At 67.5% G+C, this 17252-nt stretch carries 15 protein-coding genes; 11 read left to right on the forward strand and 4 right to left on the reverse strand.

Annotated elements, in window-relative coordinates; genetic code table 11:
* Positions 1–195 precede the first annotated feature (195 nt).
* The 6 genes from J0A90_RS16850 (at position 196) to hemG (ending at position 7881) form a co-directional block, all read left to right on the forward strand.
* On the forward strand, positions 196–669 hold the full coding sequence (locus tag J0A90_RS16850) for a nuclear transport factor 2 family protein (RefSeq protein ID WP_207033830.1): 474 nt from the start codon (positions 196–198) through the stop codon (positions 667–669).
* A 181-nt stretch (positions 670–850) separates the two neighbouring features.
* Entirely contained in the window at positions 851–2365 is a 1515-nt protein-coding gene (betC, locus tag J0A90_RS16855) for a choline-sulfatase (protein ID WP_207033833.1), read from the forward strand.
* Positions 2366–2529: 164 nt separating this feature from the next.
* Positions 2530–4119 (forward strand): ABC-F family ATPase, encoded by a 1590-nt coding sequence (locus J0A90_RS16860; protein WP_035471969.1) that lies wholly within the window; start codon positions 2530–2532, stop codon positions 4117–4119.
* A gap of 75 nt (positions 4120–4194) precedes the next feature.
* A complete protein-coding gene (locus tag J0A90_RS16865) occupies positions 4195–4827 on the forward strand; it encodes a cysteine hydrolase family protein (protein WP_207033835.1) in 633 nt (210 codons plus the stop codon).
* A 161-nt stretch (positions 4828–4988) separates the two neighbouring features.
* Positions 4989–6347, forward strand: coding sequence for an aryl-sulfate sulfotransferase (locus tag J0A90_RS16870; RefSeq protein WP_207033837.1), 1359 nt, complete (start codon positions 4989–4991; stop codon positions 6345–6347).
* A gap of 112 nt (positions 6348–6459) precedes the next feature.
* Positions 6460–7881, forward strand: coding sequence for a protoporphyrinogen oxidase (gene hemG, locus J0A90_RS16875; RefSeq protein ID WP_207033839.1), 1422 nt, complete (start codon positions 6460–6462; stop codon positions 7879–7881).
* A gap of 214 nt (positions 7882–8095) precedes the next feature.
* On the opposite strand, the gene J0A90_RS16880 is transcribed toward hemG, so the two are convergent.
* From J0A90_RS16880 to J0A90_RS16895, 4 genes are all read right to left on the reverse strand, one after another.
* Positions 8096–8953, reverse strand: coding sequence for an HAD-IIA family hydrolase (locus J0A90_RS16880; protein ID WP_207033841.1), 858 nt, complete (start codon positions 8951–8953; stop codon positions 8096–8098).
* 90 nt (positions 8954–9043) lie between these two features.
* On the reverse strand, positions 9044–9997 hold the full coding sequence (locus J0A90_RS16885) for a glyoxylate/hydroxypyruvate reductase A (protein ID WP_207033843.1): 954 nt from the start codon (positions 9995–9997) through the stop codon (positions 9044–9046).
* Complete coding sequence (locus J0A90_RS16890; protein WP_207033845.1) at positions 9994–11679, reverse strand: gamma-glutamyltransferase family protein; 1686 nt, start codon at positions 11677–11679, stop codon at positions 9994–9996. The genes J0A90_RS16885 and J0A90_RS16890 overlap by 4 nt, the downstream gene beginning before the upstream one ends.
* A 109-nt stretch (positions 11680–11788) precedes the next feature.
* Positions 11789–12772, reverse strand: a complete 984-nt coding sequence (locus tag J0A90_RS16895) for a TDT family transporter (RefSeq protein ID WP_233076885.1) — start codon at positions 12770–12772, stop codon at positions 11789–11791.
* 188 nt (positions 12773–12960) lie between these two features.
* Here J0A90_RS16895 and J0A90_RS16900 point away from each other — a divergent pair, with 188 nt between their 5' ends.
* The 5 genes from J0A90_RS16900 to nrdH all read left to right on the forward strand — a co-directional run bounded on the left by J0A90_RS16900 (position 12961) and on the right by nrdH (position 17112).
* Positions 12961–13866 (forward strand): LysR substrate-binding domain-containing protein, encoded by a 906-nt coding sequence (locus J0A90_RS16900; RefSeq protein WP_207033847.1) that lies wholly within the window; start codon positions 12961–12963, stop codon positions 13864–13866.
* 56 nt (positions 13867–13922) lie between these two features.
* A complete protein-coding gene (locus J0A90_RS16905; RefSeq protein ID WP_035475128.1) occupies positions 13923–14111 on the forward strand; it encodes a hypothetical protein in 189 nt (62 codons plus the stop codon).
* A gap of 122 nt (positions 14112–14233) precedes the next feature.
* Positions 14234–15448 carry a 5-demethoxyubiquinol-8 5-hydroxylase UbiM gene (gene ubiM, locus J0A90_RS16910; RefSeq protein ID WP_207033849.1) on the forward strand — a complete coding sequence of 405 codons (1215 nt, stop codon included), beginning with the start codon at positions 14234–14236 and terminating at the stop codon, positions 15446–15448.
* Between the two features lie 127 nt (positions 15449–15575).
* Positions 15576–16481, forward strand: coding sequence for a phosphogluconate dehydrogenase (NAD(+)-dependent, decarboxylating) (gnd, locus tag J0A90_RS16915; RefSeq protein ID WP_207033850.1), 906 nt, complete (start codon positions 15576–15578; stop codon positions 16479–16481).
* A gap of 406 nt (positions 16482–16887) precedes the next feature.
* A complete protein-coding gene (nrdH, locus tag J0A90_RS16920) occupies positions 16888–17112 on the forward strand; it encodes a glutaredoxin-like protein NrdH (protein WP_035475161.1) in 225 nt (74 codons plus the stop codon).
* The last annotated feature ends 140 nt before the right edge of the window (positions 17113–17252 follow it).

The following is a 17252-nucleotide window of genomic DNA, read 5'->3' on the forward strand; positions in this document are numbered from 1 at the left end:
GCGGCTTTTTCGTGGCTGCTTCGTGGCTGCACGGGTCGCCCACGGGCGGCGAGCGGTCGCTTGCCGCGGGCGATGCCTCAGCGTACGCGTGGCAGACTGCTGACTGAGTACCGCATTCCCCTACGCGTACCTGGCCCTGTCGCGGCGACGCGTGTAGGCATTTTTCAGACAAAGCGTATCGTCGAGGAGTACCGCATGAACCCAGAATCCCGCCCCCCATTGCCCCCGTTCGATCGCGACAGCGCGATACGCAAGGTGCGTCTGGCCGAAGATGGCTGGAACAGCCGTGACCCGGACAAGGTGGCGCTGGCCTATACCGCCGATACGCGCTGGCGCAACCGCGCCGAGTTCATCCGTGGGCGGGACGAGGCGCGCGCCTTTCTCGCGCGCAAGTGGGCGCGTGAGCTCGACTACCGCCTGATCAAGGAGCTATGGGCCTTCGATGGCGAGCGCATCGCGGTGCGCTACGCCTATGAGTGGCACGATGACTCCGGCAACTGGTTCCGCTCCTACGGCAACGAGAACTGGCGCTTCGACGCCAACGGGCTGATGGCCGAGCGCCACGCCAGTCTCAACGACCTGCCGATCCGCGCCGACGAGCGGCTGTTCCACTGGCCGCTGGGGCGACGGCCCGACGACCACCCGGGGCTGTCCGCATTGGGGCTGTGAGAGATCCAGGGTTTGCACGCAAAGTCAGCGAGCGCCGGTAGTTTTCGTATGAAGCCTAGCCCCAGCCTGGCTGGGGCTGAGACACCGAATCCATCGTTTGTGCCGAGGCGCTGCCGCCGCGCATGCTGGAACTCCCCTGCCGTCGCAGGGGCGACGACCACGCAACGCTGCCGGGTGACCCATGACACGACCCAATATTCTGGTGCTGATGGCGGATCAGCTGAACGGTACCCTGTTCGAGAGCGGGCCGGCCGACTTTCTGCATGCGCCCAACCTCAAGGCGCTCGCCAAGCGCGCGGTCAACTTCAACCGCGCCTACACCCCCAGCTATCTGTGCGCGCCGGGGCGTGCCGCCTTCATGTCCGGCCAGCTGCCGTCGCGCACCGGGGTCTACGACAACGCCGCGGAGTTTCGCTCTGCCGTGCCGACCTGGGCCCACCATCTGCGCCGGGCCGGCTACTCCACCTGTCTCTCGGGCAAGATGCACTTCGTCGGCCCGGATCAGCTCCACGGCTTCGAGACGCGCCTGACCACCGACGTCTATCCGGCGGATTTCGGCTGGACGCCGGACTACCGCAAGCCGGGCGAGCGCATCGACTGGTGGTATCACAATCTGGGCTCGGTGACCGGCGCCGGGGTGGCGGAAATCTCCAACCAGATGGAGTACGACGACGAGGTCGCCTTCCACGCCGAGCAGAAACTGTTCGATCTCTCGCGGGGCCAGGATTCGCGGCCCTGGGCGCTGTGCGTGAGCTTCACCCACCCCCACGACCCTTACGTGGCGCGGCGCCAGTACTGGGATCTGTACGCGGACTGCGAACAGCTCGAACCCGCCGAGGGCGCGCTGGCGTTCGAGGATCTCGACCCGCACTCCCAGCGCATCTTCATCGCCAACGATTACGAGCAGTTCGACATCCAGCCCGAGCACGTGCGCCGGGCGCGGCGTGGCTACTTCGCCAATATCTCCTATATCGACGACAAGATCGGCGGCATTCTCGACGTGCTCGAGCGCACCCGCATGGCCGAGAACACCATCATCGTGGTCTGCTCCGATCACGGCGACATGCTGGGTGAGAAGGGGCTGTGGTTCAAAATGAGCCCGTTCGACGGCTCCTCGCGGGTACCGCTGATGATCGCCGCGCCGGGGCTGGCACCGGCCAGCGTCGACACCCCGGTCTCGACCATCGATATCAACGCCACCCTGGCCGATCTGGTCGGCATCGATCTCTCCGAGGTGGCCCCCTGGACCGATGGCCAGTCGCTGCTGCCGCTGGCCCGAGGTGGCACGCGCGAGGCGCCGGTCTACATGGAATACGCCGCCGAGGGCAGCTATGCGCCGCTGGTGACGATCCGCCAGGGGCGCTGGAAGTTCAACCACTGCGAGCTTGATCCGCCGCAGCTGTTCGATCTCGAGGCGGACCCTCGCGAGCGCCACAACCTGGCCACGGACCCGGCCCATGCCGAGACGCTGGCGGCGTTTCAGGCCCAGATGCGCGCGCGCTGGGACATGCCGCGCTTCGATGCCGAAGTGCGCGAGAGCCAGGCTCAGCGGCTGGTGGTCTACGAAGCGCTGCGCAACGGCCACTACTACCCCTGGGATCATCAGCCGCTGCAGGACGCCTCGCAGCGCTACATGCGCAACCACATGGATCTCAACGTTCTCGAGGAGTCACAGCGCTTCCCGCGGGGGGAGTGAGCGCAGGCGCCTGAGCGGGTGGCACGCTGGCGCGGCGTGATCGGGCGCGCCTCGTGTCATCGGCTGATGGTGGATCGCCGCGGCGGCGGGCGCGTACAATGCGCCCGCGCCGGCCACATCCGCCCGGACGCTTCATTCACGCCGTCCCCCGCGAGTACCTACCTTTGCTCTCTACCGCCAATATCACCATGCAGTTCGGCCCCAAGCCGCTGTTCGAAAACGTCTCGGTCAAGTTCGGCCAGGGCAATCGCTACGGCCTGATCGGCGCCAACGGCTGCGGCAAGTCGACCTTCATGAAGATCCTCGGCGGCGACCTGGAGCCGAGTGCCGGGCAGGTCATGAAAGACGCCACGACGCGGCTGGGCAAGCTGCGCCAGGATCAGTTCGCGTTCGAGAACGAGCGGGTGATCGACACCGTGATCATGGGCAACCAGGAGCTGTGGCAGGTCAGCGCCGAGCGTGAGCGGATCTACGCGCAGGCCGAAATGTCCGAAGAGGACGGCATGCAGGTAGCCGATCTCGAGGTGCGCTTCGCCGAGCTCGACGGCTACACCGCCGAGGCGCGTGCCGGCGAGCTGCTGCTGGGGCTGGGCATTCCGCTGGAACAGCACACCCAGCCGATGAGCGTGGTCGCTCCGGGCTGGAAACTGCGCGTGCTGCTGGCCCAGGCGCTGTTCTCCGATCCTGACGTGCTGCTGCTCGACGAGCCCACCAACCACCTGGACATCAACACCATCCGCTGGCTCGAGGGCATGCTGCGCGCGCGCAGCTCGACCATGATCATCATCTCCCACGACCGCCACTTCCTGAACAGCGTCTGCACCCATATGGCAGACCTGGACTACGGCGAGCTGCGGCTGTTCCCCGGCAACTACGACGAGTACATGACCGCGGCGACCCAGGCGCGCGAGCGTCTGCACGCCGAGAACGCCAAGAAGAAGGCCGAGATCGCCGAGCTGCAGCAGTTCGTCAGCCGCTTCTCGGCCAATGCGTCCAAGGCCAAGCAGGCGACCTCGCGTCAGCGCAAGATCGACAAGATCCAGCTCGAAGAGGTCAAGCCCTCCTCGCGGGTCAGCCCGTTCATTCGCTTCGATCAGAACAAGAAGATCCACCGCCACGCGCTCAATGTCGAAAAGCTGACCAAGGCGTGGGGCGACAACGTGCTGTTCGAGCGCTTCGGGCTGCAGGTCGAGGCCGGCGAGCGTATCGCCATCATCGGTCCCAACGGTATCGGCAAGACCACCCTGCTCAACTGCCTGGTGGGGGCGATGACCCCGGACGCCGGCGAAGTGAAGTGGACCGATGCGGCGGAGGTCGGCTACTTCGCCCAGGATCACGCCGCCGACTTCGAGGGCGGTGAGACGCTGTTCGAGTGGATGCGCCAGTGGACCACCGAAGGCGAGCAGACCGTGCGCGGCGCGCTGGGTCGCATGCTGTTCTCCAACGATGACATCGGCAAGTCGGTGAAGGTGATCTCCGGCGGTGAGCAGGGGCGCATGCTGTTCGGCAAGCTGACGCTGTTAAAGCCCAACGTGCTGGTGATGGACGAGCCCACCAACCACCTCGACATGGAGTCGATCGAGGCGCTCAACCTGGCGCTGGAGAACTACCCCGGCACGCTGATCTTCGTCAGCCACGACCGCGAGTTCGTCGGCTCGCTGGCGACCCGCATCATCGAGATGAAGGACGATGGCATCGTCGATTTCAGCGGCAGCTATGACGACTATCTGCGCAGTCAGGGGGTCTACGGCTAGACACCACCGCTCCGTGGCCGGGGATGGACTACGCTGAACCCTAGCGAGTCCATTCCCGTGAAGGAGCGTCCCGCCATGACCGCCAACGCCAACCAGACGATCGACCCGTTCAAGACCGCCCTGGTACTGATCGAATTCCAGAACGACTTCACCACGCCCGGTGGCGTACTTCACGAGGCCGTCAAAGCCGTCATGGCGCGCGAGGACATGCTTGCCAAGACCCAGCGTCTCGTTGCCACGGCACGCGCGGAGGGGGTCAGTGTGATGCACGCGCCGATCCACTTCGCGCCCGGTTATGGCGAGATCACCGCCCAGCCCTACGGCATCCTCGCGGGTGTCGTCGACGGCAACGCCTTCGTCAAGGGCGAGTGGGGCGCGGAGATCTGCGACACGCTGACGCCGCAGGCCGGTGACATCGTCATCGAGGGCAAGCGCGGGCTGGATACCTTTGCCTCGACCAATCTCGATTTCATCCTGCGCAGCAAGGGAATCGAGACCCTCGTCCTGGCCGGATTCCTGACCAATTGCTGCGTCGAATCCACGATGCGCTCGGGCTACGAGAAGGGCTACGAGGTGCTGACACTGACCGACGGTGTCGCCGCGACCAGTGAGGCCGAGCACGATGCCGCGATCCGCTACGACTACCCGATGTTCTCCAAGCCGATGACGATCGCCGAGTTCACCGCACGGCTGCCGGCAACCGCCTAGGCATTAAACGCTTCCGTACGGGGATAAAAATGGCGTCGCACGGGTCTATCTGAAAGCCGGCGATGGCGTATCGCTGCCATCACCGGCCAGACAGCGAACGCCGGTCGTGTCATGCCGGCCAGGCCCGTAAAGGGCGAGACTCGACGAAGGAGCGACGAGCGATGGTGTCACGGAGCACAGCCGTAGCGGCAGTGATGGGGGCCTGGCTGACGGCCTCGGCGACCACGGCGCTGGCCTTGCCCAGCAGCTTTCCCACCGGCACGACCTACTACGATCCCAAACGCGCCTACAACGGCTTCGTGCTGTTTCCCGGCGGCGACCGCCAGACCCACCTGATCGACATGAACGGCAACGAAGTGCACCGCTGGGACTACGAGAGCTTCCCGCCGGTGCCGCTCTCCGCTGCGCAGGCCGGCGGCGAGAAGGGGCATCTGCTGGTGCAGCTGGCGCGGGTCGACAAGCTCCCCGAGCACGCCAGCCCCGGCAACGGTCTCACCAACGCCGCGGTGGCCGAGGTGAATTGGGACGGCGATGTTGAGTGGCGGTGGGGCAGCCAGCAGCATCCGGCCTATCAGCATCACGACATGCGCCGGCTGCCCAACGGCAACAATCTGGTGATGATCGCCGGGATGCGTGAACTCAACGGCTTCGATTACCCGATCATCGACAACGCCGTCGAGGAGGTCGATCCCGCCGGCCGGGTGGTCTGGACGTGGAAGGCCGGCGATCATCTCGACCAGATGGGCTTTTCCGATGCCGGCCTGCGTGCGCTCAAGGATTCCGAGGACCCCGACTTCCTGCATCTGAACACGGCGGTACCGCTGGGCCCCAATCGCTGGTACGACGCCGGCGATGAGCGTTTCGCGCCGGACAATATCCTGATCAACTCGCGCAACGCCAACGTCATGTTCATCGTCGACCGGCAGAGCGGCGAGATCGTCTGGCGTATCGGCCCCGACCTGCCGGCGCTCAAGCTCAATGGCAAGCTCGGCCGCCCGGTGGACCAGACCGTGGGGGCCCACGACGTCCATCTCATCCCCGAGGGTCTGCCGGGGGCCGGCAACCTGTTGATCTTCGACAACCAGGGCAATGCCGGCTTCCCGCCGTCGAAGCAGGGGTTTTTCTCCTCCTCCCGGGTGATCGAGGTCAATCCGAGCAGCGGCAAAATCGTATGGCAGTACACCGGCAGTATGTCGGGCGTTTCGCCCTATACCTTCTACAGCTCGTTCATCTCCAGCGCGCGGCGGCTGCCCAACGGCAATACGCTGATCGACGAGGGTCAGGACGGCCGGCTGTTCCAGGTCACACCGTCAGGCGAGATCGTGTGGGAGTACGTGAGCCCGTTCTTCGGCAAGTCGATGCCGGGCGACGACTACGTCACCAACCAGGTCTACCGGGCGCAGCTGGTGGATTATGACTGGGCGCCGCAGGGTACGCCGCACCAGGAGCGCGCGGTGATGCCGGACTGCGACATTTATGTGGCGGCGCCCGGCTGTCATCCGGGCACGCCAGACAAGTAAACCGTGAGCGTCACTAGCGGTCGGCGTGGCGGCAAGACGCCGCACGCCGGCCGGATGCGGGGCGCGCGCTGACTGCGTAAACTTCACAGAACACTCTCCTGCGCGAGCTCCCATGACCAGCCATGCTCCAGATGCTCCGGCCGACACGCCGGCCGACCGCCATGACGCGCCTGCCGATACCCTGATCGTCGGCGCCGGGGCCACCGGCCTCGCCGCCGCCTGGGCCCTGGCCAAGCAGGGTAAACAGGTGACGCTGCTCGAAGCCGCGGCGCGCGTCGGCGGCAATATCGCCAGCGAGCGCGACGGCGAGTGGCAGATCGAACATGGCCCCAACACGGTGATCATGAAGCCGCCGCTCTATGCGCTGCTCGATGAGCTCGATCTCTTGGGTGAGGCGCAGCCGGCCAACCGTATTGCCAACAAGCGCTATGTGGTGCTCGACGGCAAGCCGGTGGCGCTGCCGATGACCCCGGCCGAGGCGCTGACCAGCCCGATCATCGGCTGGCGCGGTTGGGCCCGGCTGCTGCGCGAGCCGCTGCTACCGCGTGGGCATCAGGCGGAGGAGTCGCTGGCGGCGTTCGTCGAGCGGCGTCTCGGCCGGCGCGTGCTCCAGCGCATGGTCGACCCCTTCGTCTCCGGGGTCTACGCCGGGGACCCGGCCAGGCTCTCGGTACAGGCGGCGATGCCGCGCCTGGCGGCGATCGAGCGCGAACACCGTTCGCTGATCCTCGGCGGTCTCAAACGCCTGCGCCAGAGCCGGCGCGAGCCCTCGCCGATACCCGCTGCCTGGCGCGGCCAGCTGGTCAGTTTCCCCGCGGGGCTTGCGCGGCTGGCAGAGCGTCTGGCCGAGTGCATCACGGCGCAGCCGAGTGCCGCCATCGAGACCGGCTGCGAGATCGTCGGCGTGCGCCGCGATGGCCAGGAATGGGTGGCGCGCGGGCGTGACGGCCGCGAATGGCGCGGGCGGCAACTGCTGCTGGCGGTGCCGGCGCCGCTGGCGGCGAGCTGGCTCGACGCGCTCGATCCGGCCCTGGCCCAACCGCTGGCGGAGATCGTCTATCCGCCGGTCAATGCCGTGGCGCTGGGCTTTCGCGATGCCGACATCGATCACCCGCTGGATGGCTTCGGTGTGCTCATCCCGCGGGCCGAAGGGCGGCCGACGCTGGGCGCGCTGTTCCCCTCCACGCTCTTTCCCGGCCGTGCCCCCAGCGGCCACAAACTGCTCAACGTCTTCATCGGCGGCCGCCAATCCCCCGCGGCCGCTGCGGGCGACGACGACACCCTCAGTCAGCGCGTGCAGGCGGACCTGGGCGATATCCTGGGTGTTCGCGGTGAGCCGGTATGGCGGCGGGTGGTGCGCTGGCCGCAGGCGATTCCACAGTACGAACTCGGCCACGACGAGCGGCTGGCACGCCTCGACGCCGTGCTAACGCGTCACCCCGGCCTGCACCTGGGCGGCAACTGGCGCGGCGGTATCGCCGTGGGTGACTGTCTGGAGAATGGCAGGCTGTTGGGCGAGGCGCTCGCTCTTTAGAACGCCTTTCTTGGAACGCCTTTCACAACCGCGAGACGACGTGGGCTTATCCGGCGGCAGGACGTCGCGAGGGCGCTGTGAACCCCTCCCTGGGCGCTACCTTTGCCATCCCTGGCAAAGGACCCTCGCTTTGTCCTGCCCCCGGCGCCCATCGTCAGAGGGGAGATGGGTTTTGGGGCGATCGGTGCGGTTGGGGTATGGAGTGTCTCGAACGCTACTTGTCCACCAGCTCGGCCACCGAGGAGAGGATCTCCTTGGGCCGGAACGGGTAGCGCTCGATCTCCGATTTGTCGGCGATGCCGCTGAGCACCAGCACGGTATGCATGCCCGCTTCGATGCCGGCGACGATATCGGTGTCCATGCGGTCGCCGATCATGCCGGTGCCGTCCGAGTGCACCCCGAGCTTGTTGAGCGCCGAGCGGAACATCATTGGATTGGGCTTGCCGACGATGTACGGCTTGCGGCCGGTCGCCTCGGTGATCAACGCGGCCACGGCGCCGGTGGCCGGCAGCACGCCCTCGGCGCTGGGGCCGGTGGCGTCCGGGTTGGTGCAGATGAAGCGCGCGCCATCCTTGATCAGGCGGATCGCCTTGGTGATCGCCTCGAAGGAGTAGGAGCGGGTCTCGCCGAGCACCACGTAGTCGGGCTTGGTGTCGGTCATGATGAAGCCGGCTTCGTGGATCGCGGTGAGCAGACCCGCCTCGCCGACCACGAAGGCCGAGCTGCCCGGGGCCTGGTCGCGCAGGAAGGCGGCGGTGGCCAGCGCCGAGGTCCAGATGCTCTCTTCCGGCACCTCAATGCCGCTGTGCTGCAGCCGGGCGCTGAGATCGCGCGGGGTGTAGATGGAGTTGTTGGTCAGCACCAGAAAGGGAATCTCACGCTCGCGCCACTGATTGATCAGCTCGGCGGCGCCGGGAATCGCCTTGTTCTCATGGACCAGAACGCCATCCATGTCCGTCAGCCAGGATTTGATGTTGCGCCGGCTGGCGGTGTTGTCGCCCTTGCCAGTGCCTGACTTCCCGGACGTGCCCTTGGCGGACGATGCTGTGTCGGAGTTGCGGTTCTCGGCCATGAAACCCCTCGGCGTGCGGCTGTGGATAACGTATCAGTGATGGTCTTGTGCACAGGTAGTTTAGCAACTCGGACGGCAAAGCTCTGCCGTTCAGTAGCCGCGCGCGGCATCGGCGAGATCGGCGACCTCGCCGTGGGCCTCGAACTCTCGGATATTGGCGGCGACGATACGGCTGCCGCTCTCCGGGTCGATCAGTGAGGCGACATGCGGCGTCACGGTGATCTGCGGATGGCGCCAGAACGGGTGCGCCTCGGGTAGCGGCTCCTGACGGAAGACATCGAGCGTGGCGTGACTCAATTGGCCGCTGGCGAGCGCGGCGAGCAGATCATCCTCGACCAGGTGGGGGCCGCGCCCGGCGTTGATCAGGCTGGCGCCGCGGGGCAGCCTGGCGAACAGCGCGGCGTCGAGGAGATTCTCGGTGGCCGGCGTCAGCGGCAGCAGACAGACCAGTATCTCGCAGCGCTGGAGGAAGGCCGCGAATTCGGCCTCACCGGCGTAGGTGACGACCCCTTCGATCGCGCGCTGGGTGCGTGCCCAGCCGAGCGTCTCGAAGCCGAGCGCGGCGAGCGTGCGCGCCGCGGCACCGCCGAGGTTGCCGAGCCCCATCACCCCGACCCGGCGCCGGGTGGCCGGCGGCACCACCTGCTGCGCCCAGCGCTGTTGGCGCTGATTGGCGGCAATCATAGGCATCCCACGATGATGGCGCAGCACGTGCAGCGCCACGTACTCGCGCATGCGCTGGGTCAGGTCCGTGCCCACCGTGCGGATGATAGGCACCCCCGGCGGCAGCTCGCGGTCGGCCAGGACGTGATCGATGCCCGCCCCCAGCGAGACGATCGCCTTGAGGTTGGAAAAGAGCGTGAAGGTGCCGTCGGCGGGGCGCCAGACCACCGCATAGTGGACCGCCTTCGGGTCGCCGGGGGCATCCACCGGGCGTAGCGTCCACTCGGGCAGCAGCGGCGCGAGCTGAGCGATCCACCACTCGATCTTGGCCGCATCGGGGATCGAAACGACGATCGTGGCACGCGCCTGGGCAGCATTCATGGGCGCACCTCCGGCGCGGTGTCGCTGAGCGGGCCGAGCTGGAACGGTGCCGGCGTGGCGCCGCCGCCGATCGGCTGGGTGGGGTCTCCAAGGCCGACGCATTCACCCGACGCGGGGTCGCGCGCCACCCCCGAGACACAGGCGTAGAGCTTGGGGAAGACCAGCGACTGGGCGATCTCCAGAGGAAAGCGCGATTCCAGCGCGGCCAGCGTCGCCGCATCGAAGCGCGGGTCGACGCGTATCGAGCCGCGATGGCTGGCGTCGAGACGCGGATGATGCATGGCTTCTTCCAGGCTCATGCCGAAGTCCATCATCAGCGCCGCGACCTGGGTCACTGCCGGCATGATCAGATTGCCGCCGGAGGCGCCCACCGAGAAGCGCGCCTCGCCGTCCTTCACCGCCACCGTGGGGCACATGTTCGACGAGTTGATGCGCTTGCCGCCGGCCATGGTCGTGGGGTAGCCGGGGCGCGGGTCGAAGTAGCTGACGCTGTCGTTCATCAGCATGCCGGTGGTGGGCAACGTGACCCCGGAACCGAAGCGATTGAGCAGGGTGTAGGTGAGCGCGACCATGTTGCCGTCGGCGTCCACCGCGGACATCGACGAGGTGCAGGCGCCGTGCTCGCCGTCGACGCTCTCTCCGTTTACGTACCCTCCGTTTGCGTTCCCTCCGTTCACATCCTCGCCGGCACTTGGCGGCAGCACGCCGGTGCGAATCTTGTGCTGGCGCCAGCACGCTTCCAGCGCCTCGGCGTAGGCCACCCAGGTCGCCGGGGTCGGCCGCGCGGGTGGCGTCGGCATCGCGGCTTCGGCGTGGGCCAGCATCTCGCGCTGACGCAGCCCGCCCGAGGCCTCCCCGGGGGTGTAGAGCGTATAGCCGCGGTGCGTGGCCAGCATCGGCGCGTATTCGTGCACCGCGTAGCCTGCCAGGTCCTCGTGTGTCAGGCGTGAACCGCCGGCCTGGAGATCGGCGACGATCTGCTTCGCCAGCTTGCCGCGATAGAAGGTTTCGGCGCCGCCGGCGGCGATCTCGCGGAGCGTGTCGGCCAGCTGCGGTATGCGCAGGCGGCTCTCCGGCGTGGCTGGATGCCCGCCGGGCAGGTAGATCGCCGCTGAGGTGGGGTCGCGGGCCAGGGTATCGGCACATAGCGCGATCTGCAGCGTGGTGAACCAGTCGACGTGGAGGCCGCGTTCGGCAAGCGTGATGGCCGGCGCCATGACCTCGGCGCGGGGGCGCGAGCCGAAGCGTGTCAGGGCATGATCGAGCCCGGCCACCGCGCCGGGCACGGTGATCGAGCGATAGCCTGCGATGTTGGCGTCGTCGACCACGCCGGGAAAGCCCATCGGGGTCTTGGGCCGCTCGGGGTCGATCGGGTAGTCGTCCAGGCGGATGGCGCCCGGCAGTGTGCCCTGGAAGTCGAGCGCCACGGCGCGCTGTTCCCGGGCCAGCCAGATCACCATGAAGCCCGAGCCGCCCAGCCCGCACATCCACGGCTCGACGGCGTTGAGGGCGTAGGCGGTGGCGACGATGGCATCGACGGCATTGCCGCCGGCATCGAGCTGGGCCGCCCCGGCGCGGGCGGCGAGCCGGTGCTGGGCGGCGACCGCACCCCGCGGCGAGCGCACCGGCGCAGTGGTCAGGGTCCAGTTGTCGCTATCGGCATGGGGGCTGGGGAGAATCATGGCCGGGTGGCCTCGCGCTGTCGGGTCTCCCTGCGATCATACGGCCTGTGGCGCAAAGATCATCCCGCGCCAGCGATATCGGCGCGCGCTGGCAGTTTCTTTCCCAGCCTCAGGCGGCGCCCGCGGCCAGGCGCCAGGTGCCCAGATAGAAGCTCAGATAGCGCAGCGCCACATAGCCGACGATCACGCTGGCGACGACGATCTCCAGCGTGGCCAGGCCATGGACGATGGCGATGTCGTGATGGTGGAAGCCGACCTGCTGCATCCAGGCGGCGGTCTTCACCAGCGCCGTGGCGCCGATCACCATGGGGAAGGTGAAGGCGGCGTAGCCGGGGCTGTAGGGCAGGCGCAGCAGCCGAATGAAGGCCAGGTAGATGATCAGCGTCATCAGCACCGCGATGCCGCCGAGCAGGGCCACCAGTAGCGGCGAGGGGCTGGCGACCACGCTCAGGTAGCCGGCCAGCGAGAGGCTGGCGGGGGCCGCCATGATCGCGATGGTGGGCTTGGCCGGGTCGGGGATCTCGGCGGCGAAGATCAGCCGGTAGATCATCACCGGCAGCAGCACCGCGTAGAGACCCATGCCCAGCCAGAGCAGGCCCAGGGCGAGCGGATGCAGCGCGGCCGTGCCGGGGAAGGCGACGTCGGCGACGATGATGCCCACCGGCGGCACGAACCACGCCGGCACCATGTGGTGCAGCTCGAAGCCGCGCACCCGATGCACCACGAAGGCGACCAGGAACAGCAGGTGCAGGGCCACCGCGACCAGCCACAGGGTCACGCCCAGGGTTGGTGCGAGCCAGGTGCCCGCGGCCTTCGACACCACCATGGTCGCCATGGCGAAGGTGGGGACCACGCTGCCCACCACCGGGTGGGCCAGATCCGCCCACAGCAGCCGCGGATGGAGCACGAACTTGGCCGTCAGCAGCGCCAGCAGCACGCTGGCGACCAGCGCGCCGCAGATCTGCGCCACACCGCCCAGCGGGGCGAAGCTCTCCCACGCCCAGCCCAGACTCGAGATGCCCAGGGCCAGGCCGGCCATGGGTGTGGGGGCGTGCTGCAGGCGCTGGTGCAGGGTCATCATGCGCGTAGCCATGGGTGCCTCGACGGTGACGATGAGCGAATGCCACCCATGTTATGGCTTTTCGTTCTATCGATATATTTTAACTTTTTTCACTTGGCGTTTTATTCTATTTAACGAGGCCGCTTGAGCGGCCCGCGCTACGGCCTACCTGACCGTCTAGACGTGGCGTTCCGGATACCACCCGCGACGAGAGGCAACCCATGGCCATTACCCTGCGTCAGCTCCAGGTCTTCGTCAGCGTGACCCGCGAGCGCACCCTGACCGCCGCCGCCGAACGGCTGGCGCTGAGCAAGCCGGCGCTGAGCATCGCCCTGGCCGAGCTGGAGAAGCAGTGCGGGCGAACCCTGTTCGACCGCCACCGCAATCGGCTCTATCTCAACGATCAGGGGCGCCGGCTACTGCCGCTGGCGGACGAGCTGCTGGCGCGCAGCGCGACCCTCGAGCAGCTGTTCGATGACGCCACCACGCTGGGGGGCCAGCTGCACATCGGTGCCAGCTACACCATCGGTCATCAGTTGCTGCCACATCTGCTGCGCGACTTCCGCGATGCCACCGGCCATCGGCAGCAGCAGCTCACCATCGCCAACAGCGCCGCGATCTGTAGCGCACTGGAGGCGTTCGAACTGGATATCGGCATGATCGAGGGGCGCGTCGCCGATGCGCGCTTCGACGTCACCCCCTGGCGCCAGGACCGGCTGGTGGTGACCGCCGCCGCCGAGCATCCGCTGGCCGCGGCAGGGCCGCTCGAGATCGAGGCGCTGGCGGCGGAGGCGTGGCTGCTGCGCGAGCCGGGCTCGGGCACCCGCGAGCAGTTCATGCGCTATATCGCGCCGCGGTTGCCGGCGTGGCGTCTGGGGCTGGAGATCAATTCCGCCGAGGCGATCATCAATGCCACCGCGGCGGGGTTGGGGCTGACCTGTCTGTCACGGCTGGAGGCGCGCCATGCGCTGCGCGACGGGCGGCTGGTCGAACTCGACGTGGGCCTGGAGATGAACCGCGAGTTCAGCCTGGTGCTGCATCGCGACAAGTATCGCAGCCCGCTGCTCGAGCGTTTCGTGGCGTTCTGTCGGGCAGCGGGGAACCCCGAGGGCGATGACTTGGTCTAGTCTGATGAGAGAGCCGGATAGGGACGCCGGTCACGGGTATCGCCAAAGGAGAGGTCATGATCATCACTGTGGGTGAATTCAAACGTCTGCTCGACGCCTACGACGACAGTCTGGAGCTGAGTTTCAGCGGGCTCGAGTACCACCGTCTCAAGCAGAAGGGCGACGCTCACCTCGAGGTCGAGTTCGAGGAGAAGGTGTTCAAGGACAAGCAGGGCCATACCCGGGTTCATGACGACAAGTACTGACGCTCGCCGTGCGGCGCGGCGCCGGGTGCGCGCATCGGCCGCGCCCGTGCCGCCGGCCGCGGGATTACCCGCGGCGCGTTTTTGGTTATCTTGACGCCCCATCACGGTAGGGAGCGGCAGAGATGGAAGGTTCCACCCCCACAACGCGGGTCGACGTCGCGATCGTCGGCGCCGGCCCGATCGGTTTGTGCTTCGCCAACGCGCTGTCGCGGCGCGGCGTCAGCGCGCTGCTGATCGATCGCCAGCCGCGCGCCAGTCTCGAAGCGCCGGAAAGCGACGGCCGCGAGATCGCGCTGACCCGCGCCTCGCAGCAGACTCTCGATGCGCTCGACGTGTGGCCGCGGATTCCCGCGGAGGAGCGCGCGGCGATGCGTGTCGCCAAGGTCTTCAACGGTGAGTCGCTGTTCGCGATGCAGATCGCCCCCCGCACGGGGCAGGACGCCGAACTCGGCTGCCTGGTGCCCAATCGGGTGATCCGCACCGCCGCCCATGCCGCGCTCGCCGACCCGACCCAGGGTCGGGCCGAGGTGCTGTGGCGCTGCGAGAGCGAGATCGAGACCTTTGCCCCCAGCGCCGACGATAGCGGGGTCGAGATTCGTCTGGCCGGCGGCGAGACCGTCGGGGCCGCGCTGCTGGTGGCGGCGGACAGCCGCTTCTCGACCACGCGCCGGGCGATGGGCATCCCCGCGCACACCTATCAGCACGGCCAGCACATGCTGGTGTGTCGCATGCACCACGAACAGGCGCATGATTTCAGCGCCTGGGAGTGGTTCGGCCATGGCCAGACGCTGGCGCTGCTGCCGGTGGATACTCACTGCTCGTCGGTGGTGCTGACCCTGCCGCCGGCGCAGATGGATGCGCTGATGGCGCTGCCCCAGGCCGACTTCGACGCCGAGATCACCCGTCGCTTCGAGGGCCGCCTGGGGGCGATGACGCGAGCCGCCGAGCCGCGCCGCTATCCGCTGGTGAGTGTCTATGCCGAGCGTTTCGTGGGGCCGCGCCAGGCGCTGCTCGGCGATGCCGCGGTGGGCATGCATCCGGTCACCGCGCATGGCTTCAATCTCGGCCTCGAAGGCGTACGCCGGCTGGCCGGGTTGGTCGGTGACGCCCGCGCGGCTGGGCAGGATATCGGCGCGCCGCGGCTGCTGGCGCGCTACCAGCGCCAGCAGCGTCTGGCCACCGGGCCGCTGTTCGCCGCCACCCTGGCGATCGTCGGCCTCTACACCGACGAGCGCCCGCCGGCGCAGCTGCTGCGCCAGGCGGTGCTGCGCGCCGGCGACGCCGCCTGGCCGGTGCGGCGGCTGATCGCCAGCCACCTGATGCGCTCTGCAGGCTAGGTAGGCTGATGGCTGCCACCGGCAGGAGGATTTTCCGCTAGGCTCTGAAACATCTCATCGTCGTGCCCCAGTGCATGGATATCGATAGGTCGGTGGCGCGGCTCGAACCCTCGAAAAAGGATGTCACATGGAACTCGCAATGGTGGGGCTGGGGCGCATGGGCGCCAATATGGCCGAGCGGCTGGTACGCGGTGGGCACCGGGTGGTCGGCTCCGATCCGAGCGCGGAGGCTCGCGCCAAGGCGGCGGACAAGGGCATCGAGCCGGCCGAATCGCTGGCGGCGGCGGTGGCCGCGCTGCCGTCGCCGCGGATCGTGTGGCTGATGGTGCCGGCAGGGGATCTCGTCGATCAGCTGCTCGCCGACCTCGAGCCGCTGCTGGCGGCGGACGATGTGGTCATCGATGGCGGCAACTCTCTCTACAAGGACAGCCTGCGCCGGGCCGAGCGCGCCAGCGAGAAAGGGCTGCACTTCGTCGATGTGGGCACCAGCGGTGGGGTCTGGGGGCTCGCCGAGGGTTACAGCATGATGGTCGGCGGCGAGACCGCGGTGGTCGAGACGCTCACGCCGCTGTTCGAGGCCCTGGCGCCGGCGCCGGACAAGGGCTGGGGGCATGTCGGCCCCGCTGGTGCCGGCCATTTCACCAAGATGGTTCACAACGGGATCGAGTACGGGCTGATGCAGGCCTACGCCGAAGGCTTCGCGATCATGGGCAAGAAAGCGGAGTTCGGTGTCGATCTGCACCAGGTCGCCGAGATCTGGCGCCACGGCAGCGTGGTGCGCTCGTGGCTGCTCGACCTGACCGCCGATGCGCTGGACAAGAACCCCAGCCTCGAGGGTATCGCGCCCTACGTGTCCGACTCCGGCGAAGGGCGCTGGACCGTGGCCGAAGCGCTCGAGCTTGACGTCAGCGCGCCAGTCATTACCCTCTCCCTGCTCGAACGCCTGCGCTCGCGCGAGGCGGACTCTTTCGGTGACAAGCTGCTCGCTGCGATGCGCAACGAGTTTGGCGGTCACGCCATCAAGTCGGATTAGGCCCTGACGAGAGGGCGCTCGTCACACCTCGGGCCCTACCCGATATCGCCCCTACCAGATGTAGTATGCCGAGCGCGCCGTTCGCTACCAGTCGAACGGCGCGCTCGACGGTTTTGGGGCCCTTGGCTGCCGTTGTCGAGGGCCTTTTCCTCCCCCGAGGAAGAAATTTTCGCCCCTTGACAGGGCGTGAGGCGCACAACGGTGGGCCCTCGCGAAGGGGGCGAAAATATCCACAGGGAATGCACAGAAAAAAACCACATCTATGCTTGGAAAAACGCCAGGCTACCATATATAGTGTTTTTCCAGAGGCGGTCGACACCACGCAATGGGTGTCCAGATGCCGCCAAGGCCCGCGCCATCGGCCAGCGATGGGCGTTATTTCCTATCACGGATGGTAATGATTATCATGAGCATCACGATCTATAGCAAACCCGCTTGCGTCCAGTGCAACGCCACCTATCGCGCGCTGGACAAACAGGGGATCGACTATACCGTGGTCGACCTGACCCAGGACGCCGCTGCCATGCAGCGTGTACAGGACCTCGGCTACCGTCAGGTGCCGGTCGTGGTGGCAGGTGATGATCATTGGGCCGGTTTCCGCCCGGACAAGATCAGCACGCTGGTCGCCTGATTCGTTGTATCCGGGGCGCCCGCCCCGGCTGACGCGGACCGCGCCCGGCGCGCCGGTCCGGTCTGGAGAGCGCGGCAGAGCGGCCGCTCGCTGCATCGTTCCGCGCTCGCAGAGAGTCTCCAGGCCGCGGTCCCATTCGA

This window comes from Salinicola sp. DM10 (assembly GCF_017306975.2).
In the GTDB taxonomy this organism is placed as follows: Bacteria; Pseudomonadota; Gammaproteobacteria; order Pseudomonadales; family Halomonadaceae; genus Salinicola.

What these genes read in the sequence shown, in the direction of transcription:
- betC (WP_207033833.1), top strand. Translation starts at nt 851, where the DNA reads ATGACACGACCCAATATTCTGGTGCTGATGGCGGATCAGCTGAACGGT.
- J0A90_RS16900 (WP_207033847.1), top strand. Translation starts at nt 12,961, where the DNA reads ATGGCCATTACCCTGCGTCAGCTCCAGGTCTTCGTCAGCGTGACCCGC.
- gnd (WP_207033850.1), top strand. Translation starts at nt 15,576, where the DNA reads ATGGAACTCGCAATGGTGGGGCTGGGGCGCATGGGCGCCAATATGGCC.
- ubiM (WP_207033849.1), top strand. Translation starts at nt 14,234, where the DNA reads ATGGAAGGTTCCACCCCCACAACGCGGGTCGACGTCGCGATCGTCGGC.
- J0A90_RS16865 (WP_207033835.1), top strand. Translation starts at nt 4,195, where the DNA reads ATGACCGCCAACGCCAACCAGACGATCGACCCGTTCAAGACCGCCCTG.
- J0A90_RS16850 (WP_207033830.1), top strand. Translation starts at nt 196, where the DNA reads ATGAACCCAGAATCCCGCCCCCCATTGCCCCCGTTCGATCGCGACAGC.
- J0A90_RS16870 (WP_207033837.1), top strand. Translation starts at nt 4,989, where the DNA reads ATGGTGTCACGGAGCACAGCCGTAGCGGCAGTGATGGGGGCCTGGCTG.
- hemG (WP_207033839.1), top strand. Translation starts at nt 6,460, where the DNA reads ATGACCAGCCATGCTCCAGATGCTCCGGCCGACACGCCGGCCGACCGC.
- J0A90_RS16890 (WP_207033845.1), bottom strand. Translation starts at nt 11,679, where the DNA reads ATGATTCTCCCCAGCCCCCATGCCGATAGCGACAACTGGACCCTGACC.
- J0A90_RS16895 (WP_233076885.1), bottom strand. Translation starts at nt 12,772, where the DNA reads ATGGCTACGCGCATGATGACCCTGCACCAGCGCCTGCAGCACGCCCCC.
- J0A90_RS16905 (WP_035475128.1), top strand. Translation starts at nt 13,923, where the DNA reads ATGATCATCACTGTGGGTGAATTCAAACGTCTGCTCGACGCCTACGAC.
- J0A90_RS16880 (WP_207033841.1), bottom strand. Translation starts at nt 8,953, where the DNA reads ATGGCCGAGAACCGCAACTCCGACACAGCATCGTCCGCCAAGGGCACG.
- nrdH (WP_035475161.1), top strand. Translation starts at nt 16,888, where the DNA reads ATGAGCATCACGATCTATAGCAAACCCGCTTGCGTCCAGTGCAACGCC.
- J0A90_RS16885 (WP_207033843.1), bottom strand. Translation starts at nt 9,997, where the DNA reads ATGAATGCTGCCCAGGCGCGTGCCACGATCGTCGTTTCGATCCCCGAT.